At 40.3% G+C, this 23,595-nt stretch carries 34 protein-coding genes; 3 read left to right on the forward strand and 31 right to left on the reverse strand.

The features are described 5' to 3' along the window. Window positions 1-62: 62 nt before the first annotated feature. The 31 genes from CFE23_RS03670 to rpsL all read right to left on the reverse strand — a co-directional run bounded on the left by CFE23_RS03670 (window position 63) and on the right by rpsL (window position 16,760). Window positions 63-1,055: a DNA-directed RNA polymerase subunit alpha gene (locus CFE23_RS03670; RefSeq protein WP_291084183.1), complete on the reverse strand. Its 993-nt coding sequence runs from the start codon at window positions 1,053-1,055 to the stop codon at window positions 63-65. A gap of 20 nt (window positions 1,056-1,075) precedes the next feature. After that, window positions 1,076-1,681 (reverse strand): 30S ribosomal protein S4, encoded by a 606-nt coding sequence (gene rpsD / locus CFE23_RS03675; protein WP_291084186.1) that lies wholly within the window; start codon window positions 1,679-1,681, stop codon window positions 1,076-1,078. 88 nt (window positions 1,682-1,769) lie between these two features. Further along, window positions 1,770-2,153, reverse strand: coding sequence for a 30S ribosomal protein S11 (gene rpsK, locus CFE23_RS03680; protein WP_291084189.1), 384 nt, complete (start codon window positions 2,151-2,153; stop codon window positions 1,770-1,772). A gap of 8 nt (window positions 2,154-2,161) precedes the next feature. After that, the gene (rpsM, locus tag CFE23_RS03685; protein ID WP_291084192.1) at window positions 2,162-2,536 is read right to left on the reverse strand and encodes a 30S ribosomal protein S13; all 375 of its coding nucleotides are present in this window, start codon (window positions 2,534-2,536) and stop codon (window positions 2,162-2,164) included. Between the two features lie 2 nt (window positions 2,537-2,538). Beyond that, window positions 2,539-2,655: a type B 50S ribosomal protein L36 gene (ykgO, locus tag CFE23_RS03690; protein WP_084139925.1), complete on the reverse strand. Its 117-nt coding sequence runs from the start codon at window positions 2,653-2,655 to the stop codon at window positions 2,539-2,541. A gap of 83 nt (window positions 2,656-2,738) precedes the next feature. Next, complete coding sequence (gene infA / locus CFE23_RS03695) at window positions 2,739-2,954, reverse strand: translation initiation factor IF-1 (RefSeq protein ID WP_108369278.1); 216 nt, start codon at window positions 2,952-2,954, stop codon at window positions 2,739-2,741. Between the two features lie 6 nt (window positions 2,955-2,960). After that, window positions 2,961-4,304, reverse strand: a complete 1,344-nt coding sequence (gene secY / locus CFE23_RS03700) for a preprotein translocase subunit SecY (RefSeq protein WP_291084195.1) — start codon at window positions 4,302-4,304, stop codon at window positions 2,961-2,963. An 11-nt stretch (window positions 4,305-4,315) separates the two neighbouring features. Then, window positions 4,316-4,768: a 50S ribosomal protein L15 gene (gene rplO, locus CFE23_RS03705; RefSeq protein WP_291084198.1), complete on the reverse strand. Its 453-nt coding sequence runs from the start codon at window positions 4,766-4,768 to the stop codon at window positions 4,316-4,318. 11 nt (window positions 4,769-4,779) lie between these two features. Then, window positions 4,780-4,962 carry a 50S ribosomal protein L30 gene (gene rpmD, locus CFE23_RS03710; protein ID WP_108902302.1) on the reverse strand — a complete coding sequence of 61 codons (183 nt, stop codon included), beginning with the start codon at window positions 4,960-4,962 and terminating at the stop codon, window positions 4,780-4,782. Between the two features lie 11 nt (window positions 4,963-4,973). Beyond that, on the reverse strand, window positions 4,974-5,492 hold the full coding sequence (gene rpsE, locus CFE23_RS03715) for a 30S ribosomal protein S5 (RefSeq protein ID WP_291084200.1): 519 nt from the start codon (window positions 5,490-5,492) through the stop codon (window positions 4,974-4,976). Between the two features lie 6 nt (window positions 5,493-5,498). Continuing rightward, complete coding sequence (gene rplR, locus CFE23_RS03720) at window positions 5,499-5,849, reverse strand: 50S ribosomal protein L18 (protein ID WP_291084202.1); 351 nt, start codon at window positions 5,847-5,849, stop codon at window positions 5,499-5,501. 14 nt (window positions 5,850-5,863) lie between these two features. After that, window positions 5,864-6,406 (reverse strand): 50S ribosomal protein L6, encoded by a 543-nt coding sequence (gene rplF / locus CFE23_RS03725; protein WP_291084205.1) that lies wholly within the window; start codon window positions 6,404-6,406, stop codon window positions 5,864-5,866. Between the two features lie 18 nt (window positions 6,407-6,424). Further along, window positions 6,425-6,823, reverse strand: a complete 399-nt coding sequence (gene rpsH, locus CFE23_RS03730) for a 30S ribosomal protein S8 (RefSeq protein WP_291084208.1) — start codon at window positions 6,821-6,823, stop codon at window positions 6,425-6,427. A gap of 151 nt (window positions 6,824-6,974) precedes the next feature. Continuing rightward, a complete protein-coding gene (gene rpsN, locus CFE23_RS03735) occupies window positions 6,975-7,244 on the reverse strand; it encodes a 30S ribosomal protein S14 (protein WP_108902306.1) in 270 nt (89 codons plus the stop codon). Window positions 7,245-7,247: 3 nt separating this feature from the next. Then, on the reverse strand, window positions 7,248-7,799 hold the full coding sequence (rplE, locus tag CFE23_RS03740; RefSeq protein WP_291084211.1) for a 50S ribosomal protein L5: 552 nt from the start codon (window positions 7,797-7,799) through the stop codon (window positions 7,248-7,250). Window positions 7,800-7,801: 2 nt separating this feature from the next. Beyond that, window positions 7,802-8,083: a 50S ribosomal protein L24 gene (gene rplX, locus CFE23_RS03745; protein ID WP_108902307.1), complete on the reverse strand. Its 282-nt coding sequence runs from the start codon at window positions 8,081-8,083 to the stop codon at window positions 7,802-7,804. 12 nt (window positions 8,084-8,095) lie between these two features. Then, entirely contained in the window at window positions 8,096-8,464 is a 369-nt protein-coding gene (gene rplN, locus CFE23_RS03750; RefSeq protein WP_108369288.1) for a 50S ribosomal protein L14, read from the reverse strand. A gap of 2 nt (window positions 8,465-8,466) precedes the next feature. Next, a complete protein-coding gene (gene rpsQ, locus CFE23_RS03755; protein WP_108902308.1) occupies window positions 8,467-8,727 on the reverse strand; it encodes a 30S ribosomal protein S17 in 261 nt (86 codons plus the stop codon). A 10-nt stretch (window positions 8,728-8,737) separates the two neighbouring features. Further along, entirely contained in the window at window positions 8,738-8,929 is a 192-nt protein-coding gene (rpmC, locus tag CFE23_RS03760; protein ID WP_291084214.1) for a 50S ribosomal protein L29, read from the reverse strand. 11 nt (window positions 8,930-8,940) lie between these two features. Beyond that, on the reverse strand, window positions 8,941-9,366 hold the full coding sequence (gene rplP, locus CFE23_RS03765; protein ID WP_017495016.1) for a 50S ribosomal protein L16: 426 nt from the start codon (window positions 9,364-9,366) through the stop codon (window positions 8,941-8,943). 21 nt (window positions 9,367-9,387) lie between these two features. Continuing rightward, window positions 9,388-10,158 carry a 30S ribosomal protein S3 gene (gene rpsC, locus CFE23_RS03770; protein ID WP_291084217.1) on the reverse strand — a complete coding sequence of 257 codons (771 nt, stop codon included), beginning with the start codon at window positions 10,156-10,158 and terminating at the stop codon, window positions 9,388-9,390. Window position 10,159: 1 nt separating this feature from the next. Beyond that, window positions 10,160-10,573: a 50S ribosomal protein L22 gene (rplV, locus tag CFE23_RS03775; protein WP_291084220.1), complete on the reverse strand. Its 414-nt coding sequence runs from the start codon at window positions 10,571-10,573 to the stop codon at window positions 10,160-10,162. A 6-nt stretch (window positions 10,574-10,579) separates the two neighbouring features. Continuing rightward, window positions 10,580-10,858 carry a 30S ribosomal protein S19 gene (gene rpsS / locus CFE23_RS03780; protein ID WP_014085019.1) on the reverse strand — a complete coding sequence of 93 codons (279 nt, stop codon included), beginning with the start codon at window positions 10,856-10,858 and terminating at the stop codon, window positions 10,580-10,582. A 7-nt stretch (window positions 10,859-10,865) separates the two neighbouring features. Further along, window positions 10,866-11,690 carry a 50S ribosomal protein L2 gene (gene rplB, locus CFE23_RS03785; RefSeq protein WP_291084223.1) on the reverse strand — a complete coding sequence of 275 codons (825 nt, stop codon included), beginning with the start codon at window positions 11,688-11,690 and terminating at the stop codon, window positions 10,866-10,868. 16 nt (window positions 11,691-11,706) lie between these two features. Then, window positions 11,707-11,997 (reverse strand): 50S ribosomal protein L23, encoded by a 291-nt coding sequence (gene rplW, locus CFE23_RS03790; RefSeq protein WP_291084225.1) that lies wholly within the window; start codon window positions 11,995-11,997, stop codon window positions 11,707-11,709. Between the two features lie 7 nt (window positions 11,998-12,004). Continuing rightward, complete coding sequence (gene rplD / locus CFE23_RS03795) at window positions 12,005-12,634, reverse strand: 50S ribosomal protein L4 (protein ID WP_291084228.1); 630 nt, start codon at window positions 12,632-12,634, stop codon at window positions 12,005-12,007. Next, window positions 12,634-13,251, reverse strand: a complete 618-nt coding sequence (rplC, locus tag CFE23_RS03800) for a 50S ribosomal protein L3 (protein WP_291084232.1) — start codon at window positions 13,249-13,251, stop codon at window positions 12,634-12,636. Before rplC ends, rplD begins: the two co-directional genes overlap by 1 nt. Before the next feature lie 139 nt (window positions 13,252-13,390). Continuing rightward, entirely contained in the window at window positions 13,391-13,696 is a 306-nt protein-coding gene (rpsJ, locus tag CFE23_RS03805; RefSeq protein ID WP_091141407.1) for a 30S ribosomal protein S10, read from the reverse strand. An 11-nt stretch (window positions 13,697-13,707) separates the two neighbouring features. Beyond that, the gene (gene fusA / locus CFE23_RS03810) at window positions 13,708-15,864 is read right to left on the reverse strand and encodes an elongation factor G (protein ID WP_291084235.1); all 2,157 of its coding nucleotides are present in this window, start codon (window positions 15,862-15,864) and stop codon (window positions 13,708-13,710) included. 9 nt (window positions 15,865-15,873) lie between these two features. Then, complete coding sequence (gene rpsG, locus CFE23_RS03815) at window positions 15,874-16,350, reverse strand: 30S ribosomal protein S7 (RefSeq protein WP_291084239.1); 477 nt, start codon at window positions 16,348-16,350, stop codon at window positions 15,874-15,876. 26 nt (window positions 16,351-16,376) lie between these two features. Next, the gene (gene rpsL, locus CFE23_RS03820) at window positions 16,377-16,760 is read right to left on the reverse strand and encodes a 30S ribosomal protein S12 (RefSeq protein ID WP_007136570.1); all 384 of its coding nucleotides are present in this window, start codon (window positions 16,758-16,760) and stop codon (window positions 16,377-16,379) included. Between the two features lie 184 nt (window positions 16,761-16,944). Here rpsL and CFE23_RS03825 point away from each other — a divergent pair, with 184 nt between their 5' ends. The 3 genes from CFE23_RS03825 to CFE23_RS03835 all read left to right on the forward strand — a co-directional run bounded on the left by CFE23_RS03825 (window position 16,945) and on the right by CFE23_RS03835 (window position 23,592). Then, window positions 16,945-18,603 carry a hypothetical protein gene (locus tag CFE23_RS03825; protein ID WP_291084241.1) on the forward strand — a complete coding sequence of 553 codons (1,659 nt, stop codon included), beginning with the start codon at window positions 16,945-16,947 and terminating at the stop codon, window positions 18,601-18,603. 95 nt (window positions 18,604-18,698) lie between these two features. Beyond that, the gene (locus CFE23_RS03830; protein ID WP_291084244.1) at window positions 18,699-21,845 is read left to right on the forward strand and encodes a SusC/RagA family TonB-linked outer membrane protein; all 3,147 of its coding nucleotides are present in this window, start codon (window positions 18,699-18,701) and stop codon (window positions 21,843-21,845) included. Window positions 21,846-21,855: 10 nt separating this feature from the next. Continuing rightward, window positions 21,856-23,592: a SusD/RagB family nutrient-binding outer membrane lipoprotein gene (locus CFE23_RS03835; protein ID WP_291084246.1), complete on the forward strand. Its 1,737-nt coding sequence runs from the start codon at window positions 21,856-21,858 to the stop codon at window positions 23,590-23,592. Window positions 23,593-23,595 lie beyond the last annotated feature (3 nt).

The raw sequence follows: 23,595 nt of genomic DNA on the forward strand, positions 1-23,595 counted from the left end.
GACGTGTTTTTTAAGTCTTCATCTTGCTGCAATCCTCTTTGGAGAGCAAAATATGAAGCTATTTATTCTTTATCTAATTTGTATTTTGCCAAATCCATTCCGAAGGTTAAGTTCTTAACAGCAACCAGTTCATCCAGTTCTGTTAAAGATTTCTTTCCGAAGTTACGGAACTTCATTAGGTCATTTTTATTGAAAGATACAAGATCTCCAAGTGTTTCCACTTCAGCTGCTTTAAGGCAATTCAGTGCTCTTACGGAAAGATCCATATCGACAAGTTTGGTTTTAAGCAATTGTCTCATGTGCAATGATTCCTCATCATAAGATTCCGTTTGCGCGATTTCGTCTGCTTCCAGGGTAATCCTTTCATCAGAGAAAAGCATAAAGTGGTGGATCAGTACTTTCGCAGCTTCAGTAAGGGCATCTTTTGGGCTGATAGATCCGTCAGTCTTGATTTCGAAGACCAATTTCTCATAATCCGTTTTTTGCTCTACACGGAAGTTCTCGATTGCATATTTTACATTTTTTACCGGAGTAAAAATAGAGTCTGTAAAAATAGTACCGATGGCTACATTCTGCTTTTTGTTTTCTTCAGCCGGCACATAACCCCTTCCTTTTTCAATAGTAAGTTCCATATTAAGGTTTACTTTACTGTCAAGGTTGCAGATTACCAGTTCCGGGTTTAACACCTGGAAGCCGGAAATGAATTTCTGGAAATCACCGGCAGTAAGCTGGCTTTTACCTGAAACAGAAATGGTAACCGATTCGTTATCGACATCCTCGATCTGGCGTTTGAAACGTACCTGTTTTAAATTCAGGATGATTTCAGTAACGTCTTCAACAACTCCGGAAATAGTAGAAAACTCGTGGTCTACACCTTCGATTTTAACGGAAGTGATTGCATATCCTTCTAATGCGGACAGCAAAACCCTTCTGAGAGCGTTCCCCACGGTCAATCCGTAACCAGGTTCCAAAGGACGAAATTCGAATTTCCCTTCAAAATCGGTTGAATCGATCATGATCACTTTATCGGGCTTCTGAAAATTAAATATTGCCATAATTTCGACTAAGTCAATTATTATTTGTTGTACAATTCGACGATCAGCTGTTCTTTGATGTTTTCAGGAATCTGCAATCTTGCAGGTACTGATACGAAAACACCTTCTTTAGTATCGTTGTTCCAGGTAATCCACTCATATACATGAGAAGAGTTTGAAAGGGAACGTTCGATAGATTCCAATGATTTTGATTTTTCACGAACAGCGACTTTATCGCCAGGTTTTAAATGGTATGATGGAATGTTAACATTCTCGCCATTTACGGTAATGTGTCTGTGCGATACAATTTGACGGGCACCTCTTCTTGAAGACGCAATCCCCATTCTGTATACCACATTGTCCAATCTCGCTTCGCAAAGCTGGATCAGCACTTCACCTGTTACACCACGTGCAGCAGATGCTTTTTCAAAAAGTCCTCTGAATTGTTTTTCAAGGATTCCGTAAGTGTACTTCGCTTTTTGCTTTTCCATTAACTGAATCGCGTACTCAGATTTCTTTCCTCTTTTTTTTGCCATCCCGTGTTGTCCAGGAGGGTAATTTCTCTTTTCGAAGGCTTTGTCATCTCCGAAAATAGCTTCGCCGAACTTACGGGCGATTTTGGTTTTTGGACCAGTATATCTTGCCATTTTAAAAAATTTTGGGCAGCGATTATGAATTCAGGTCAAATCCTTCGATAATCTTGAGTGCTAACCCGGTTATACTATAAATTAATACTTAGACTCTTCTTCTTTTTGGAGGTCTACACCCATTATGTGGCATTGGAGTAACGTCAATGATTTCAGTTACTTCAATACCTGAGTTATGTACTGAACGGATAGCAGACTCACGTCCGTTACCTGGTCCTTTTACATAAACTTTTACCTTTTTAAGTCCAGCTTCCAAAGCCACTTTGCTGCAATCTTCTGCTGCCATCTGAGCTGCGTAAGGAGTGTTCTTCTTAGAACCCCTGAAGCCCATTTTACCAGCTGAAGACCACGAAATAACTTCACCCTTTTTGTTTGTCAACGAAATGATGATGTTATTGAAAGTTGCGCTGATGTGCGCTTCTCCGGTCGACTCAATAATAACTTTACGTTTTTTTGTACTTGCCTTAGCCATACTACTTATTATTTAGTTGCTTTTTTCTTGTTGGCAACAGTTTTTCTCTTACCTTTTCTTGTTCTCGAGTTATTTTTGGTACGCTGACCTCTTAAAGGAAGTCCGGCTCTGTGGCGAATACCTCTGTAACATCCGATGTCCATTAAACGTTTGATGTTCAATGAAACTTCAGAACGAAGTTCACCTTCAATTTTGTAGTAAGATACTGCATCACGAATGGCACCGATCTGATCGTCATTCCAATCCTGAACTTTGATATCTTCACTTACATTGGCTTTTGCCAAAATCTCTGTAGCTCTGCTTCTACCAACTCCGAAGATATAGGTCAAAGCAATAACGCCTCTCTTGTTTTTCGGGATGTCTACCCCTGCTATTCTTGCCATAATTATCCTTGTCTTTGTTTAAATCTAGGATTCTTTTTGTTGATTACGTATAATCTGCCTTTTCTGCGAACGATAACGCATTCGGCGCTTCTTTTCTTAACTGATGCTCTTACTTTCATTTTAGTTTCGCTTTCAGCTTCCAGCTTTCAGCTTTCAGCGGCTACCTCATGGGCTACTGCTGATGGCTAACTGCTGACAGCTATTAATATCTATAAGTAATTCTTGCTTTTGACAAATCGTAAGGACTCATTTCCAGTTTTACTTTATCACCAGGTAATAACTTGATGTAATGCATGCGCATTTTTCCGGAGATGTGTGCGATTACAATATGTCCATTTTCTAATTCCACACGGAACATTGCATTTGACAATGCTTCAATGATTGATCCGTCTTGTTCTATTGCTGCCTGTTTAGCCATAAATTATTAAGCTACTGCTTTTCTATTTTTACCGCTTTTCATTAAGCTGTCGTAGTGTCTGTTCAATATATATGAATTGATCTGCTGGATAGTATCTATCGCAACACCAACCATAATGATTAACGACGTACCTCCAAAGAACATCGCCCATTGTTGCTGTACTCCGATATTAACGATAATCGCCGGGAACACAGCAATAAGCGCAAGAAACAGAGAGCCAGGAAATGTTATTAAAGACATAATCTTATCTAAGTAATCCGCGGTTTCAACTCCTGGCCTGATGCCTGGAATAAATCCACTACTTCTTTTCAGGTCATCGGCCATCTTGTTCGTCGGCACGGTGATTGCTGTATAGAAATAAGTGAAGATGATGATTAGGAATGCGAAGACAAAACTATACCAGAATCCAAAAGGACTGCTGAATTCACTTGCAATAGACTGAGAAACCTCAGACTCTGACAATTTAGCCAAAGCAGCCGGTATGAACATAATGGCCTGCGCAAAGATGATTGGCATTACTCCGGCAGCGTTAAGCTTTAAAGGAATAAACTGTCGGTTTGCACCAGTAGCATCCTGCTCAAATTCACCACCAACGGTTCTTCTCGCATACTGTACCGGTATTCTTCTTACTGCCATTACCAACAATACACACGCAATAATCACTAACAACCAGATAATTATCTCGATAACCAATAGCATCGGCCCACCGTTGTTGTTTGTAATTGTTGACGTAAATTCCTGAGCAAAAGCCATTGGCATTCTGGCAAGGATACCCACCATAATCAATAGTGAAATACCATTACCAATTCCTTTATCGGTAATCTTCTCTCCAAGCCACATGGCAAAAATCGTACCTGTAACCAGGATCACAACTGAAGAAAATAAGAATTCAAAAGAATCAAAACCTAAGACAAAAGCACTTTGAGGTAACGTTTTGTATAGATTATAGATATAGCCAGGTCCTTGTACAAGTGTAATTGCAATGGTCAGCCAACGCGTAATCTGATTCAGTTTCTTTCTACCACTCTCACCATCTTTCTGTAATTTCTGCAGGTAAGGAATTGCAATTCCCATCAGCTGCACTACAATGGATGCCGAGATGTATGGCATAATACCTAATGCGAAAACAGACGCTTTTGAGAAAGCACCTCCTGTAAACATATCAAGGATTGAACCGATACCGTTTTTAGTCTGCCCTGTTAAGCCCCCTAATTGTGTCGCATCAATACCCGGCAGTGTAACGTGCGCACCAAAACGATAAACCAATAACAGACCCAGCGTAAACAGGATTCTGTTTTTTAATTCTTCGATTTTCCAGACATTGGCTAATGATTCAAAAAATTTCTTCATACGACAGAAAATTACAGGGTTACAGCTTCACCACCAGCCGCTTCAATAGCAGCTTTTGCGGTAGCCGTAAATTTGTGAGCAGTTACTTTTAGTTTCGCTTTCAATTCACCTCTTCCTAAAATCTTAACGATTTCATTTTTGGTAGCCAAACGATTCGTTACAAATACTGTCATATCAACAGTGTCTGTTACAAGTCCATTGTCAACCAACAATTGTAATGTGTCAAGATTAACACCTTCGTATTCTTTACGGTTGATGTTTTTGAAACCAAACTTAGGCACACGCCTTTGAAGTGGCATCTGACCACCTTCAAAACCAATCTTTTTAGAGTATCCTGAACGGGATTTTGCTCCTTTGTGACCTCTTGCGGAAGTACCACCTTTACCGGAACCTTCTCCGCGACCTACCCTCTTATTTTGATTGTGGGTTGAACCTTCAGCAGGTTGTAAGTTACTTAAATTCATAACTGTATTTGTTATTTAACTTCCTCTACGGAAACTAAGTGTTTAACTTTGTTTATCATCCCAAGGATTGCAGGATTTGACTCGTGTTCTACAACCTGGCCCATCTTACGAAGGCCCAAAGCCTCAAGTCCTCTTTTTTGTGTCAGTGGACAGTTGATTTTGCTTCTTACTTGTTTTACTAATAACTTTGCCATATTTCCTGTGATTATCCTTTAAATACTTTCTCTAATGATACACCCCTTTGTCTTGCAACAGTGTGAGCGCTTCTCATTTGCAGCAAAGCATCGAAAGTTGCTTTAACCACGTTGTGAGGGTTTGATGATCCCTGTGATTTTGACAATACATCATGAATACCTACTGATTCAAGAACCGAACGAACAGCTCCACCAGCGATAACTCCTGTACCATGCGAAGCCGGCATTAGGAATACACGTGCACCACCAAATTTACCTTTTTGTTCGTGTGGAACTGATTGCCCGCTCAAAGGAATCCTTACCAGATTTTTCTTAGCATCTTCCACCGCTTTAGCGATTGCTTCAGAAACGTCTTTAGATTTTCCTAATCCGTGACCTACTACTCCATTTTCATCACCTACTACTACAATGGCAGAGAAACCGAATGCACGACCTCCTTTTGTAACTTTGGTAACACGATTTACACTAACCAGACGATCTTTTAATTCAAGTCCGCTTGGTTTTACAGATTCTATATTTCTATTTTTCATAATAAATTAGAATTTAAGTCCAGCGGCTCTTGCGCCTTCTGCTAATGATTGAATACGACCGTGGTATAAATAACCACCCCTGTCGAATGTAACGGTTTCGATTCCGGCTTTTAACGCCTTCTCAGCAACCAGTTTTCCAACTTCGCCTGCTGTTGCAACGTTTGTACCTTTATTTACTCCTTTTTCTCTTGAAGAGGCAGCCAGTAAAGTTACTCCATTCACATCATCAATGAGCTGTGCGTAGATTTCTTTATTGCTTCTGAATACAGAAAGTCTTGGTTTTGCAGCAGTTCCGCTTACAATCTTTCTGATTCTGAATTTGATCCTCTGTCTTCTATCGGATTTTGTTAATGACATAATCTTTAAAATTTTTAAGCTGATTTACCTGCTTTTCTTCTTAATACTTCACCTACGAACTTAACCCCTTTTCCTTTGTAAGGCTCAGGACGACGGAAACCACGAATTTTCGCAGCAACGGCACCCAAAAGCTGTTTGTCATGGGAAGTTAATTTTACGATTGGGTTTTTACCTTTCTCAGAGATTGTTTCTACAACCACTTCAGGCGCCACCTCCAACACGATGTTGTGAGAGAACCCTAAAGCCAAATCCAGCTTTTGACCCTGGTTTGAAGCCCTGTATCCTACACCAACCAATTCCAGTTCTTTAGTAAAACCTTCCGATACCCCGTTAATCATGTTATTGATCAATGATCTGTACAATCCGTGTTTTGCTCTCTGGTCTTTAGTATCTGATGATCTTTCCACAAGGACCTGATCGCCATTCACTGTTATGGTCACGTCAGCATAATCCTGAGACAGCTGACCTTTTTTTCCTTTTACGTTAACCACACCATCTTTCACTTCAACAGTGACTCCGGCAGGAATTACAACGGGATTTTTACCTATTCTTGACATCTTCTGATCTTTTAATAGTTAGTATACGTAACAGATAACTTCACCACCTACATTCAGCTGTTTCGCTTGCTTTCCCGTCATCAGACCTTTAGAAGTTGAAACAATCGAGATGCCTAATCCGTTAAGGATCCTTGGCAACTTTCCGGCACCTGCATACTTACGTAAACCTGGTTTACTAATTCTTTGGATGTCCTTGATTACAGGCTCTTTGGTATCTTTATCATACTTCAAAGCAATTTTGATAGAACCCTGAACGGTGTTCTCCTCAAACTTGTAGCTCAGGATGTATCCCTGATCAAATAAGATCTTGGTAATCTCTTTTTTAAGATTAGAAGCAGGAATCTCAACGACTTTGTGGTTTGCAGCCACTGCGTTTCTAACCCTTGTCAAATAATCCGCGATTGGATCTGTGTACATATAAATTAAATTGCGGTTTTGGTATTCATACCGGACCTTCCGGCAGAACCTGAAACCATTAAACTTTGGTAATTAATTAACAGACAGTTGTAAGTTGCCCGTTAAAAGCGTGCAAACTTACAACTATCTGTTGAAATATCAAAACTGAATTTTACCAGCTTGCTTTTTTCACTCCGGGAATTAGGCCATTGTTAGCCATTTCACGAAATGTTACACGTGAAATACCGAACTGACGCATATAACCTCTTGGTCTTCCAGTGAGTTTGCAACGGTTGTGCATACGAACAGGAGAAGCATTTTTTGGTAATTTCTGTAGGCCTTCATAATCTCCGGCTTCTAACAAAGCCTTCCTTTTTTCAGCATATTTCGCTACCGTTTTCTCTCTTTTCACCTCACGGGCTTTCATTGATTCTTTAGCCATAACTTAATTCTTTTTAAAAGGTAAACCTAATTCAGCCAACAACGATTTTGCTTCTTTGTCTGTCGCAGCACTAGTCACGAAAGTAATGTCCATACCAGTGATTTTATTCACTTTATCGATATCAATTTCAGGAAAAATGATCTGCTCCAAGACACCAAGGTTGTAATTTCCTCTTCCGTCAAAACCTGTAGCTTTGATTCCGTTGAAATCACGAACACGTGGCAAAGCTGAAGTGATCAGCCTGTCAAGGAATTCATACATTCTTTCGCCACGCAAAGTAACTTTAGCACCAATCGGCATTCCTTTTCTCAATTTGAACGACGCGACGTCTTTCTTAGAGATGGTAGAAACAGCTTTTTGTCCTGTGATTTTTGTCAATTCATCTACAGCATAATCGATTAGTTTCTTGTCAGAAACCGCTGCACCAACTCCTTTACTCAAAACGATTTTTTCAAGTTTAGGAACCTGCATTACGTTTTTGTAACCGAATTCTTCTTTAAGAGCAGACACAACGCGGTCTTTATACTCTTGTTTTAGTCTTGGAATATATGCCATCACTATGCTTTATTAGCTTTCTTTGATTCTTTTTTCGCGCCTTTATCTGCTGCTTTGCCTTCTACTAAAGACAAGTTTGAGATATGGATAGGAGCTTCTTTCTTAACGATACCGCCTTGTGGGTTTTTAGCGCTTGGCTTGGTATGTTTAGATACCATGTTCACCCCTTCAACGATCGCTTTGTTTTTCTCAGGATACACACGTGAAACGGTTCCTGTCGTACCTTTGTGGTCACCAGCAATTACCTTTACAGTGTCTCCGCTTTTTATCTTTAGCTTTATCATCTTGATAATAAATTAAAGCACTTCAGGTGCCAATGATACAATTTTCATGAATTGTTTTTCACGAAGTTCTCTCGCAACCGGACCAAAAACACGAGTTCCTCTCATCTCACCCTGCGCATTCAAAAGAACACATGCATTGTCATCAAAACGGATATAAGAACCATCGGCTCTTCTCACTTCTTTCTTGGTACGTACAACAACTGCAGTCGAAACCGCTCCTTTTTTCACGTTTCCGTTTGGAGTGGCATCTTTAATAGAAACTACAATTTTATCTCCGACAGAGGCATAACGACGTTTCGTTCCTCCAAGCACACGGATCGTCAAAACTTCTTTTGCTCCCGTGTTATCTGCTACTTTTAATCTTGATTCCTGTTGTACCATAATTACTTAGCTCTTTCAATGATTTCAACCAATCTCCAACATTTTGATTTACTCAAAGGACGCGTTTCGCTGATCCTTACCGTATCTCCAATGTTACAGTCATTTGTTTCGTCGTGTGCAACAAATTTCTTTGTTTTCAATACGAACTTACCGTATAACGGGTGCTTTACTTTAGTTACCTGCGCAACAACAATGGACTTGTCCATTTTGTTAGAGGTTACAACACCTATTCTTTCTTTTCTTAAGTTTCTTTTATCTTCCATTTTCGCAGAATTATTGTTGCTCTCTTTTGCTCAATTCAGTAGTCAGTCTTGCGACTGTTCTTCTTACACTTCTGATTTGAAGCGGATTCTCTATAGGAGAAATAGCGTGAGCCATTTTAAGATCATTATAGGTCTTTTTAGTCTGGCTCAATTTTTCCTGCAATTCAGCAACGGAAAGATCTTTTATCTCATTTTGTTTCATAATAGTATAAATTATGCTTCGAAATCTCTCGCAACGACGAACTTAGTTTTCACCGGCAGTTTTTGTGCAGCAAGACGCAAAGCTTCTTTAGCTACTGACAAAGGAACACCACCAACTTCAAACATAATTCTTCCAGGTTTAACAACGGCCGCCCAATATTCAACGGCTCCTTTACCTTTACCCATACGTACCTCGAGAGGCTTCTTGGTGATCGGTTTATCCGGGAAAATCTTAATCCAAAGCTGGCCTTCCCTTTTCATGTAACGGGTTGCAGCAATACGCGCAGCCTCGATTTGACGTGAAGTAAGGAACATTCCATCTTCGTGTACAGATTTAATTCCGAACATTCCGTTTGAAAGTTCATGCCCTCTTTGGGAATTTCCTTTCATTTTACCTTTCTGTACCTTGCGGTATTTTGTTCTTTTAGGCTGTAACATTTTTCTTTACTTTTTAAAAAATTACTTTCTTTTACGGTCTCCGCCGCCACCAGGTTTTCTGTCTTTGTTGAAAGGCTTACGATCTCCCCTTGGAGCGTCACCACCTTTACCACCACCTTGGCCCGGTTGCTTCTTGTCCATTCCGACAAGTGGAGAAAGATCTCTCTTTCCGTAAACTTCGCCTTTCATGATCCATACTTTGATACCCATACGACCATAAGTCGTGTGTGCTTCAGCCAAAGCATAATCAATATCGGCTCTGAAAGTTGATAGAGGAATACGTCCTTCTTTGAAACCTTCTGAACGCGCCATCTCAGCTCCATTCAAACGACCAGAGATTAAAACTTTGATGCCTTCAGCGTTCATACGCATTGAGGCAGCAATAGCCATTTTAATTGCTCTTCTGTAAGAAATACGGCTTTCGATCTGACGGGCAATGCTAGTCGCAACCAGATAAGCATCAAGTTCAGGTCTTTTAATTTCAAAGATGTTAATTTGAACCTCTTTGTCAGTAACTTTCTTAAGTTCTTCTTTCAACTTGTCTACCTCTTGTCCGCCTTTCCCGATAATGATACCAGGTCTTGCAGTAGTGATAGTAACGGTTACAAGTTTCAAAGTTCTCTCGATGATTACTTTTGATACACTAGCTTTAGATAAACGGGCGTGGATGTACTTTCTGATTTTATAATCTTCGGCGATTTTGTCACCGTAATCATTTCCACCATACCAGTTAGAATCCCAACCTCTGATGATCCCAAGTCTGTTTCCAATCGGATTTGTCTTTTGTCCCATCTTAATTATTTGCTTGTGTGTTATCTAATTGTCCCAACACGATGGTTACGTGGTTAGAACGTTTTCTAATTCTGTGTGCTCTTCCTTGTGGTGCAGGACGAAGTCTTTTCAGCATCATCCCACCGTCAACACGGATTTCTTTTACAATTAAGCCTGCTTCCGCCACGTTTCCGTCTGCATTTTTCTGCTCCCAGTTGTTGATGGCAGACAATAACAGTTTTTCAAGCTTGCGTGAAGCTTCTTTAGTGCTGAACCTTAAAATGTTCAACGCTCTTTCTACCTTCTGACCCCTTACCAAGTCTGCTACTAAGCGCATTTTTCTAGGTGAAGTAGGGCAGTTATTCAACTTTGCGAAAGCAATCTGCTTGTTAGCTTCTTTGATGCCTTCGGCTCTTTCTCTTTTACGAACTCCCATTGCTTCTTATTTTTTACCTTTATTTTTTGCTCCAGCATGACCACGGAATGATCTTGTCGGTGAAAACTCTCCTAATTTATGACCTACCATGTTTTCAGTTACGTAAACAGGTACAAACTGACGACCGTTGTGTACAGCGATCGTTTGGCCGACGAAGTCAGGCGTAATCATAGAAGCACGAGACCATGTCTTTACTACTCCTTTATTACCTTTTTCAATATTCTCCTGTACTTTTTTATCCAGCTTATAGTGAACAAAAGGACCTTTTTTTAATGAACGTGCCATATCTTAATTATTTCTTTCTACGTTCTACGATATACTTATTACTCGGGTTCTGTTTAGAACGTGTCCTGTATCCTTTAGCTGGCAATCCTTTTCTTGAACGTGGATGTCCACCTGAAGAACGTCCTTCTCCACCACCCATTGGGTGATCGACAGGGTTCATTGCTACTGGTCTTGTTCTTGGCCTTCTGCCCAACCATCTTGTCCTACCGGCCTTACCGGAAACGATCAACTGGTGGTCAGAGTTGGAAACTGCTCCAATGGTAGCCGAACAAGTCAACAAGATCAATCTTGTTTCCCCTGATGGCATTTTAATTGTAGCGTATTTTCCGTCCCTTGCCATTAATTGTGCAAATGTTCCAGCAGAACGAGCGATAACAGCTCCCTGCCCAGGACGCAATTCAATACATGAAATGACAGTTCCCAATGGAATTTTGCTCAATGGCAATGTGTTACCGATTTCAGGTTGTGCTTCAGCTCCGGAAACTAATTTCTGGCCTACCTGCAACCCGTTTTGGGCAACGATATAAGTTTTCTCACCATCAGCGTAAGCTAATAAAGCGATGAACGCAGTTCTGTTTGGATCGTACTCGATTGATTTCACTGTAGCCGGAATACCGTCTTTAGTTCTTTTAAAATCGATTACACGATAACGCTGCTTGTGACCACCACCCGTATAACGCATGGTCATCTTTCCTTGACTATTTCTACCTCCTGAGTTTTTTATCGGCGCTAACAAAGAGCGTTCCGGCTTATCAGTTGTAATAGCGTCAAAACTATTCACAACTCTAAATCGCTGACCCGGGGTAATAGGTTTTAATTTTCTAACTGACATAGTGCTGCCTTAATGTTTAGATATTATTGTAAAAATCTATTGTTTCTCCTTCTTGTACTTGTACAATCGCCTTCTTGAAAGCGTTTGTCTTTCCACTGATCATACCACTTTTAGTGTATTTTGTACTTCTGTCCGGTCTAACGTTCATGGTGTTCACATTTACAATCGTTACGCCATAAGCAGCTTCAACAGCCTGCTTAATTTGTACTTTGTTTGCTTTCCTGTCAACCACAAAACCGAACTGGTTCAAAGTCTCACCTTGCTTGGTTACTTTTTCAGTTACTATAGGCTTAATTATGATGCTCATATCCCTATTATTTGCTTAAATTTTCTTCAATTCCTTCTAAAGAACCTTCCAATAACACAATATTATTTGCGTTTAGAATGGCGTAAGTACTTAATTCTGAGCTACTTACAACGCTAGAAGCTTTTAAATTGCGTGACGACAAATATACATTTTTATTTGTATCACCCAACACGAATAAAGATTTTTTGTTTTCTAACCCTAAAGCTTTCAAAACATTAATGAAATTTTTAGTGTTTGGAGTATCAAAACTGAAGTCTTCCAAAACGATCAGGTTAGCTTCTTTTGCTTTCAAAGAGAAAGCCGATTTTCTAGCCAGACGTTTCAAACTTTTGTTCAATTTGAAAGAATAACTCCTTGGTCTTGGACCAAAAACAGTACCCCCACCTTTAAACAAAGGGTTTTTAATACTTCCTGCACGGGCTGTACCGGTACCTTTTTGTTTCTTGATCTTACGAGTAGACCCGGTAACTTCAGCACGCTCTTTTGCTTTGTGCGTTCCTTGTCTTTGGTTCGCCAGATACTGTTTTACATCTAAGTAAACTGCATGCTTGTTTGGCTCGATTCCAAAAACGTCATCAGAAAGCTGTACTTTTCTTCCAGTTTCTTTTCCGCTGATATTTAAAACATTTACTTCCATTACTTCTGAATGATTACATAAGAGTTATTGTGTCCAGGAACTGCACCTTTAACCAAAATAAGGTTTTTCTCTGCAATTACTTTTAACACTCTCAGGTTTTGAACTTTAACATTGTCTCCACCCATTCTTCCAGCCATACGCATTCCTTTGAATACGCGTGATGGATAAGATGAAGCTCCCACAGATCCAGGTGCTCTCAAACGGTTGTGCTGACCGTGAGTCGCCTGACCCACACCACCAAAACCATGACGCTTTACAACACCCTGAAAACCTTTACCTTTGCTAACGCCTTGAACGTCCACAAATTCCCCTTCTTCAAAAACGGTCACGTTAATAACGTCACCTAATTTTTGCTCTGTTGCGAAATCCTGGAATTCAACGACTTTTTTCTTAGCTACAGTTCCCGCTTTTTTAAAGTGGCCAACAGCCGCTTTTGTGGAATGTTTCTCGTTTTTGTCATCGAAACCAAGCTGCAACGCTTCATACCCGTCAACACCTTTGGTTCTGACTTGGGTAACAACACATGGTCCAGCTTCAATTACGGTACAAGGAATGTTTTTCCCGTTCTCGTCGAAGATGCTGGTCATGCCGATTTTTCTACCAATTAACCCAGACATAAAATATAATTAATAATTAATAATTGATAATTGACAATGATTGCCAATCAGTTTAAATTCTTTTACTTGTATTAAGACATTAGAAATGAGTATTGAGACGAAAATCTCAATACTCAATCCAAAAATCTATATACTTTTATCAGACTTTGATCTCTACTTCAACACCACTAGGCAACTCTAATTTCATTAGCGCATCAATGGTTTTTGAAGAGGAAGAATAGATGTCGATAAGTCTTTTGTATGACATTACTTCGAATTGCTCTCTCGCTTTTTTGTTTACGTGCGGAGAACGAAGTACTGTAAAAAGCTTTTTGTGTGTTGGCAACGGAATTGGTCCGGTTACTACAGCGCCAGTACTTTTTACTGTTTTTACGATCTTCTCAGAAGATTTGTCAACCAACATGTGATCGTAAGATTTCAATTTTATTCTGATTTTTTGACTCATTTTCTTAAGAATTAAGCGTTACCTTTTGCTTTTTTGATTACAGCTTCCGAAATGTTAGCCGGTGTTTCAGCGTAGTGTGAAAACTCCATAGTAGAAGTCGCACGACCTGAAGACAACGTCCTCAATGTAGTGACATAACCGAACATTTCAGACAATGGCACATCAGCCTTGATTGTCTTAGCGCCATTTCTGTCACCCATATCATTCACCTGGCCACGACGACGGTTGATATCACCTACGATATCTCCCATGTTTTCTTCCGGTGTAATTACTTCCATTTTCATGATTGGCTCAAGGATGATTGCTCCTGCAGCTTTCGCCACTTCTTTATATCCAAGTTTTGCAGCCAATTCGAAAGAAAGTGCATCAGAATCCACAGGGTGGAAAGATCCGTCCAAAAGGGTTACTTTCAAACTATCTACCTGATAACCTGCCAAAGGACCTGTTTTCATCGCCTCACGGAAACCTTTCTCTACAGAAGGGATATATTCCTTAGGAACGTTACCACCTTTAACGGCATTCACGAACTGCAATCCTACAGGCACTTTACCGTCCACTTCATCTGCTGGCTCAAGGATAAATACGATATCACCGAATTTACCACGACCACCCGATTGTTTCTTGTAGGTTTCCCTGTGTTGCGCCGATTTTGTAAACGCTTCCTTATATTCAACCTGAGGCTCGCCCTGGTTTACTTCTACTTTAAACTCACGTTTCATACGATCCACAAGGATGTCAAGGTGAAGCTCACCCATACCTGAAATGATTGTTTGACCAGAAGCTTCGTCTGTACGTACTGTAAACGTTGGATCCTCTTCAGCCAATTTAGCCAAAGCCATACCCATCTTATCCACGTCAGCTTTGGTTTTTGGCTCGATAGCGATACCAATTACCGGCGCAGGGAATTTCATAGATTCCAGGATGATCGGGTTTTTCTCGTCACACATCGTGTCACCAGTCTTGATATCCTTAAATCCAACTGCTGCTCCAATATCACCCGCCTCGATATAATCAATTGGGTTTTGTTTGTTGGCGTGCATTTGGTAAATCCTTGAAATACGCTCTTTGTTACCTGAACGTGTGTTCAAAATGTACGAACCTGCATCAAGACGTCCTGAATAAGCACGAAAGAAAGCCAGACGGCCTACGAATGGATCAGTAGCAATCTTAAATGCCAAAGCAGCGAACGGCTCTTTTACATCCGGACGACGTAAGATTTTGGTTTGGTCTTCTTCCAACAAATCAGCATCATCAGGGTGAATCCCTTCGATACCCTCTTTATCCAATGGAGAAGGCAAATATTTACAAACTGCATCCAGCATGAACTGAACTCCTTTGTTTTTGAAAGAAGAACCGGCAATCATCGGGATGATGGCCATGTCCATAGTCGCAGCACGTAACGCATTGTTGATCTCTTCTTCAGTAATCGAATCCGGATCTTCCATGTATTTATCAAGCAGGTTCTCATCATAATCAGCAACCGCTTCGATAAGGATATCCCTATATTCTTTCACTTCATCCACCATATCAGCAGGAATATCAACGATATCGAAAGTAGCACCTAAAGTCTCATCATGCCATACGATAGCCTGATTTTTTACCAAGTCAACTACACCTTTAAAGTCTAATTCTTCCCCGATTGGAAGTGTGATCGCTACCGCGTTTGATTTCAACATATCACGAACTTGTTGACAAACTCCAAGGAAGTTTGACCCCTGACGGTCCATTTTATTTACGAATCCCATACGTGGCACACGGTACTGGTCAGCAAGCCTCCAGTTGGTTTCTGATTGTGGCTCAACACCATCAACAGCAGAAAAAAGGAAAACAAGACCATCCAATACACGAAGCGAACGGTTTACCTCTACGGTAAAATCCACGTGTCCCGGAGTATCGATGATGTTAAAGTGATAAGGTAAAGAGCTCGGGATTAATTTACCCTGCTCTGTTGGGAAATTCCACTCACAGGTTGTCGCAGCTGAAGTAATTGTGATACCACGCTCCTGCTCCTGCGCCATCCAGTCCATTGTTGCAGCACCATCGTGTACTTCACCAATTTTGTGTGATTTACCAGTATAAAAAAGGATACGCTCAGTGGTTGTCGTTTTACCAGCATCAATGTGAGCAGCAATTCCAATGTTTCTTGTATATTTTAAATCTCTTGCCATTTCTTATGATTAAAATCTAAAGTGAGAGAATGCTTTATTTGCTTCAGCCATTTTGTGAGTATCCATTCTCTTTTTAACAGCAGCACCTTCTTCTTTAGCCGCAGCTAAAACTTCAGAAGCCAACTTTTGAGCCATCGATTTCTCATTTCTTCTACGGGCGTAAAGGATCATCCATTTCATCGCCATAGAGATTTTACGGTCTGGTCTGATTTGCATTGGGATTTGGAAGGTAGCCCCACCCACACGACGTGAACGTACTTCTACGTGCGGCATCACATTGGTTAAAGCATCTTTCCAGATTTCAAGTGCTGATTTTTCAGCGTCTTGCTTTTTTGTCTCTACGATATCAATCGCATCATAGAATACTTTAAAAGCAGTTGATTTTTTACCGTCCCACATTAAGTTGTTTACAAAACGTGTCACCAATTGGTCGTTAAACCTTGGATCCGGCAAAAGAGGTCTTTTCTTGGCCTGTCTTTTTCTCATTTCTTTTCTTTACTTTAAAAGTTAAATTACTTTTTAGCTTCTTTAGGGCGTTTTGCTCCGTATTTAGATCTTCTTTGCGTTCTTCCTGCTACACCTGATGTATCAAGCGCACCACGAACGATGTGATACCTAACTCCCGGCAAATCTTTTACCCTTCCACCCCTAACTAATACTATCGAGTGCTCTTGTAGATTGTGTCCTTCACCAGGGATGTAAGCATTCACTTCATTTCCATTTGTCAAACGTACACGCGCTACTTTACGCATTGCGGAGTTTGGTTTTTTTGGAGTTGTAGTGTAAACACGCGTACAAACACCTCTTCTCTGAGGACAAGAATCTAAAGCAACCGATTTACTCTTCTTAGTTATCTGGGTTCTTCCAGTTCTTACTAATTGTTGAATTGTTGGCATAATTAAATACTAAAAATTTCTTATGTTTATAAAATTCCCGCTTTTTACGGGGTTGCAAATGTAGTAATATTTTTTAATGAAACAAATCATAATTCATTAATTTTCAAGCATATTATTCAACACTGGAATTTTTATAACAAATGAGTCTTTTTTTGCGTTATTTTTATCCAAAATTCACAACCCCTTGAAACTTTCACCGTTTATTTTTTGCTTTTTTTTCGCATTCACTGCTGCCAGTTCACAGCAACTGACGTTAAAAATTTCAGGCAAAACAGGCCGCGAAAACAAGGTGATCGATTCCATTTCATACAAAAAGGCACATCCCGACCTCAAGTCATTGAAAACGGAGATGACGGTGTTCCATGAAAATATGGTGAGGGCAGGATACATCGAATGCGAAATAGGTTCTCCAGAAAAAATAAACGATACGGTTTATCGCTACAATACAAGTTTAGGCAACCGTACAAAATCAATTGTCGTTTACACCAACGCGGCATGGAGAAAACAGATCCCGGAGTTTAAGGAAGACGCTGCGGAGATCAACTTTAATACTATAGAGGCCTTCCTTAAAAAGACCGTCAGCTTTTTTGAGCGCCAGGGCTATGCTTTAGCCAAAGTAAAACTGGTACATTTTGAAAAAAAAGGCGATGCACTTTACGCGGAACTCATCGCCGATTTGGGTAAAAAAAGAGAACTGAATGACATCGTCATTAAAGGGTACGAAAAGTTCCCACAAGGACATCTCTTAAACATCAAAAAACTGTACCGGAAGAAAACCTTCAATCAGGAAAACCTGAAAAATATTTATGGCGATTTTGAAAAATTCCGCTTTGTTAAGCAGACCAAATATCCGGAAATACTCTTTACCAAAGACACAACCAAGGTATACGTGTATCTTGAAAAAGCCACGCCCAATAAATTCGAGGGCTTTATCGGATTTTCGAATGACGAAAAGAGCAACGTGAAACTGAATGGCTATCTGGATTTACAACTGGTTAATATCCTGAATTCCGGTGAAGAATTCTCACTTTACTGGAAGAGCGATGGCGAGGACCAAAAGACATTTAACCTGGGCCTGGAACTGCCTTATATTTTTAAATCGAAACTCGGACTCAAAACATACCTGAACATCTTCAAGCAGGACAGCACTTTTCAGAATACACGTACTGCTATTGATCTAGGCTACCTTTTTAACTACAACACCAGGACCTATATCGGGTACCAGTCTTCCGAATCCAGCGATATCCAGAATCAAAATAACGCTTCCATAAGCGATTATAAAAACGCCTTTATCACAGCAGATTTTGAATATGTGGATTTTAAATCCGACCAATTCCTCTTTCCTGAAAACACCAGGCTGACCGTTAAAATTGGAAAGGGCTCGCGCACCTCAAAACTGGAGAACAACAGCCAGTACTTCATCAACGCTGATATCATGCATAATTTCTACCTGGACAAAAATAACAGTATTAGTTTACGAAGCCAGGACTATTACCTCAAAAGTAAAAATTATATTATCAATGAGTTGTACCGATTTGGCGGTATCAATTCCGTTCGGGGATTTAATGAAAATAGCCTCCAGGCAAATTTATTTGCCTCGATACTCACGGAATACCGTTACCAACTCGCGTCCAACCTTTACGCACACTCCATCATTGATTACGGCCATTTTGACGACAGTACTTCAGGAAACAAAGGAAGCTTACTTGGTTTGGGCTTTGGATTCGGATTATTGACTAAAAATGGGCTGTTACACCTCGTATACGCCAATGGAAGTGCTAACCATCAGGAAATCAAACTCTCCAACTCCATCATCCACATTAGTTTTAAGACGAATTTTTAAAGATTGTTGTTAAAACGTGCACTTCTTTCAATGTTTGTTTGGATTGTTAACAAATATTTAAGACATTTGGTTATAACTAAATCAAATTAATAAATATGAAACCTAGATTAACAAATTACTTTGCAGTACTATTTGTGCTGTTTGTGCAATTCGCTTTTGCACAGGAAAGGACGGTTAGCGGGACAGTTTCTGACAATAACGGCCTTCCGCTTCCAGGCGTTGGCATTGTCATAAAGGGTACGCAGACCGGAACACAAACCGATTTTGACGGAAAGTACTCGATTAAGGCAACGCCTACGACGGTACTTGTTTTTAGCTTTATCGGGATGAAGACGCAGGAAGTTGTCGCGTCTTCTACATCGCTTAACGTAAAGATGGTCGACAATGCCATTGAACTGGAAGGTGTTGTAGTAACCGCTTTCGGAATCAAAAGAAATCCCAAAGATCTTGGGTACTCCGTAAGCACTGTCAAGGCAGGAGACCTGACCGAAAATTCAGAACCGGATCTTATCCGATCACTTAATGGAAAAGTTCCTGGTGTCAACGTAAATGTTTCAAGCGGTGTTGCTGGAGCTTCAAACCAAATTACGATAAGGGGTATTTCTACTTTTGGAAACAGTCAGCCATTGATTGTAGTGGATGGTGTAACCTATAGCAACAATGAGATTACCACTTCAAGTCAGGTTACTGGAGGCGGAGGTTATGAGTCAGCCTTATCCAGCCTGGATCCCAATGATATCGCGTCAGTAAACGTTCTTAAGAGTGCGGCCGCATCTGCTTTATATGGATCCAGAGCTTCGAATGGTGTAATTGTGATCACCACTAAATCAGGATCTCCAAAATCGAAAATGGATAAAAAGCTAAGCATTAATGTCGGTACGGGAACGTATTTTGAAAACATCGCGAATCTTCCTGAATACCAGAACAAATATGGCGCCGGTTCGAACTTTAATTATGGTGCAGCATCCAACGGTTCATGGGGACCGAGCTTTGATTCGCTTACGACCATACCAACGTGGGCACCACTTTTGGCTGCCTTTCCTGAATTAGGGCCAACACAGCCCTACGTTGCGCATCCAAACAACGTTAAAGATTTATTTAGAACAGGAACAGTTATTGAGAATACGCTTGGCTTTAACTATTCTGGCCAGGAAGGAAGTTTTAATCTTACGATTTCTGATTTAAACCAGGATGGATACATTCCTTATAACACCTACGACAGGACTTCCATTTCTACAGGAGGTAATTTTAAACTCCCAAATGGCATTACCATCGGTGGAAATATGAGCTATTCCAAAACGCAACAAGTCGGTGGTTTTTTTGGAGAAAACCAGTTTGACGGATCTTCTTCGTCATTCGCCAGAACTTTATATTTAGCGAGGAACTGGGATTTCAACCTTCCGTATGAAGATCCGGTAACAGGTCAGTCTGTTATTCCTAATGCCGGTTACGACCATCCATTGTGGTCATGGAAACATGATAAAATTATCACCAACACGAACAGGATTGTAATTGGCGGTAATATGTCTTATAATTTCAATGACCATATTTCTGTTTCCTACCGTCTTGGTTACAATAAATACGATCTTGACCGACTTGAAATAAGGGATAAATATTCAAGAGCCGATGGGGGTGTTGGTACGTTGCTTTCCGATCGTTTCACAAATACCGATATTGAATCTACGTTATTGTTTAATTTTAACTACAAACTAAGTGCCGATTTCGGACTTGAGGCTATCGTTGGAAGTAATTTATTGGATACTGAATCCTCAAGACAATCATTTCAGGGAAAAGAATTGATTCTTCCAAATATTTATAACCTGAAAAATACAAAAAGTATTGCCGACCTTCTGGATGAAGGAAATAGGAAACGCAACGCCGGGGTATTTGCAGACGTCACTTTCTCATTTAGGGATTATCTGTTTCTAAATGCTACTGGCAGAAACGAATGGAGTTCTGTGCTACCAAAAGATAACAATTCTTATTTTTATCCTTCAGTAAGTACTTCATTAGTTCTGACAGACGCCTTTAAAATGAATAGCAAGGTTTTAACTTTTGCGAAACTTAGGGCTGCGTATGCCAAAGTGGCGAAGGATACAGACCCAGAGTTTTTAAATATCTTTTATTCATTAGGTCAGGCTTACAATGGTCAATCGGTAATTAGTAACAATACGCAACTGGGTGATCAACAAATCACGCCAGAGTTCTCTAATGAATTCGAAGTCGGGACCGACCTGGAGTTTTTTAATAGGAGAATTGCGTTGGATTTAAGTGTGTACAGTAAAAAAACAACGGACTTGATCAATGATGTAAATGTTCCCATAACCAGTGGTTATCAAACATACACTACCAACGCCGGCGACATGACAAATAAAGGCGTTGAGATTGGGTTGACAGTTGTTCCAGTGCAGACGAAGAACTTCAAATGGTCACTTTTAACCAATTTCACAAAAAACAAAAACGAAGTAACCAAGATTTTTGCAGGTATCAGTAAATTACAATTAGACCCTAATGAGATTGGCTATGCCATAGTGGGTGAGCCGTTCGGTGTGTTTTACGGCACGAGATTCGCTCGTGATGCAAACGGAAATTACCTTATAGACCCTTCTACGGGAGGAATTCTTGCAGATCCGGAACTGGGCATTATCGGTGACCCAACCCCTGATTTCAAAATGAATTTCATCAACACATTTAGCTACAAGGGATTTACATTAAAAGCACAGGTTGACTGGAGACAGGGAGGCGACATCAGTTCTACAACCATACAATCTTTGCTTGGCCGTGGTGTGACGAGAGATACGGAAGACAGGGAACATACTTTTATCATTCCAGGTTTTTATGGTAACGCTGATGGGACACCAATGCTTGACGGAAATTTAAATCAAATTCCAAACACCTCACAGCTTACAATGAATGAGCTTTATTTTTCACCGGGAAGCAGTAACACGTTTGCTATAAATAGTGTTGATGAGGCAGATATTTATGATGGAACTGTGTTCAGGCTAAGGGAAATAAGCCTGACTTACGATGTACCTAAAAAATTACTCGAAAAAACGCCTTTTGGAAATATCAGTTTTAGTGTAATGGGCAGCAATTTATGGTATCTCGCACCAAACGTACCAAAATATACAAATTACGACCCGGAAACAACCAGTTACGGATCTTCAAGGCTTCAGGGAATCGAAGTTACTGCCGCACCGACAGCAAAACGCTATGGCTTTAAACTTAATTTAACTTTCTAAAAAAAAATATATGAAAATTTCAAAAAAAATATACCGCAACAAAAGCAAGATTTTCTTGTTGGCTGGCACGCTGGCTTTTTTGAGTTGCCAGGATTATCTTGATGTGGACACTGATAAGGATAATTCAACGAATGCTCCGTTAAATCTGTTATTAACAAGCATTGAAGTGAACGTCGACAACACCACCGACTTTTTAAATTATACCGGCGACATTCTCCAGGTGTATACCCATCAGATGGTGGTAAGGGAAGAACAGGACCAGTATGGTACAAAAGTGAATAATATTAATGTACTAAACGAATGGAACAATACCTATCTGACGCTTACAAACATTGAAACCCTGATCAAACAAGGAACTGAATCAGGCGATATGGTATATGTAGGGCTTGCGCAATTGCAAAAAGCTTATTTGATGTCTGTTGCTGTGGATTTATTTGGAGATGTTCCTTACACTGAAGCAGGCCAATTGGCTTCAGGCGGTATCATTAGCCCAAAATTCGACAATCAGGCTGAAATATACGCCGCTATCATGGATCTAATTGAGACCGGCAAGGCCAATGTGGCCTCTGATGCAGGAATTCAAAAGCCCGCTGCAGACGATTTATTTTATGGTGGTGACACTGAAAAATGGATCAAATTTGCCAATACGTTTAAGTTGAAGTTATACAATCAGACACGGTTGTCTCCAAACTTTGACCAGGCAGGTTTTGATGCTTTAATCGCAGAGAATAATTTCTTCGACTCCAATGACGATGATTTCCAATTCAATCACCAAAACACATTATCTCCTTCTGATGAAAGAAATAAATTCTTTCTTGAATCATACAATAGTACACAATTCACTACTTACATGAGTCCCTGGTTTTATGAAATCCTTAAAGGCATGAATCCAAACATTCACACAGGGAATGAAGATCCGAGAATTCCTTACTACTTTTTTAACCAGCTTGAAGACGGACAACTTCCTCCTGATCTAGGGGATCCTGCAACCGGAAATCCGAAAGCTGATTACTGGGATTCATCTACGGGATTTTTTACAATCCGATTCGGAAGTATCGGACCATATCGCGATTTTAGTACTGAGAATTCATATACTTATCCAGGGATTTTCCCAGCAGGCGGGCGATATGATGACAATCAGGGAGGCAATGTAAACGACATGATGAACAATGACCCCGATGCTCCTGCGCCGCCGACTGGCATAGCACCGCACAGGATTCTTACTTACGCTGAATTCCTTTATATCCAGGCTGAATTAATTCATGTCGGTAAACTTACAGGAAATGAAGGCGCAAAACTGCAGGCAGCAATGGAAGCTAGTTTTGCTAAAGTGGACGAAGTAGTTGATAACAACCAGGCACCACAAACCATTCCAAACTTGGTAGGAAGCGCTGCTGTAACCACGTTTATTGGTAATGTGATGGCCGAGTTCAATGCGGCTTCAGCGGATAAGAAGCTGGAAATAATGATGACTCAGAAATGGGTAGCTACTTTCGGAGATCCATTTGATCAGTACAATGACTATAGGAGAACCGGATATCCAATACTTGCAAACCCAAACAGTACCTCTCCGGAATATCAGCTTGACAATGGTGACGGATTCCCTTTAGAAGATTCTCAAACTGTCCTGAACAACCCATTCCCGCTGTCTTTCTACTGGCCACAAAGTGAATTGGAGGTCAATGCCAATGCTCCGATTCAAAAAGTAGGCCTTGGCGATTACAGAATATTCTGGGATATCAATTAAAAA

The organism is Flavobacterium sp. BFFFF1 (assembly GCF_002256285.1).
Lineage (GTDB): Bacteria > Bacteroidota > Bacteroidia > Flavobacteriales > Flavobacteriaceae > Flavobacterium.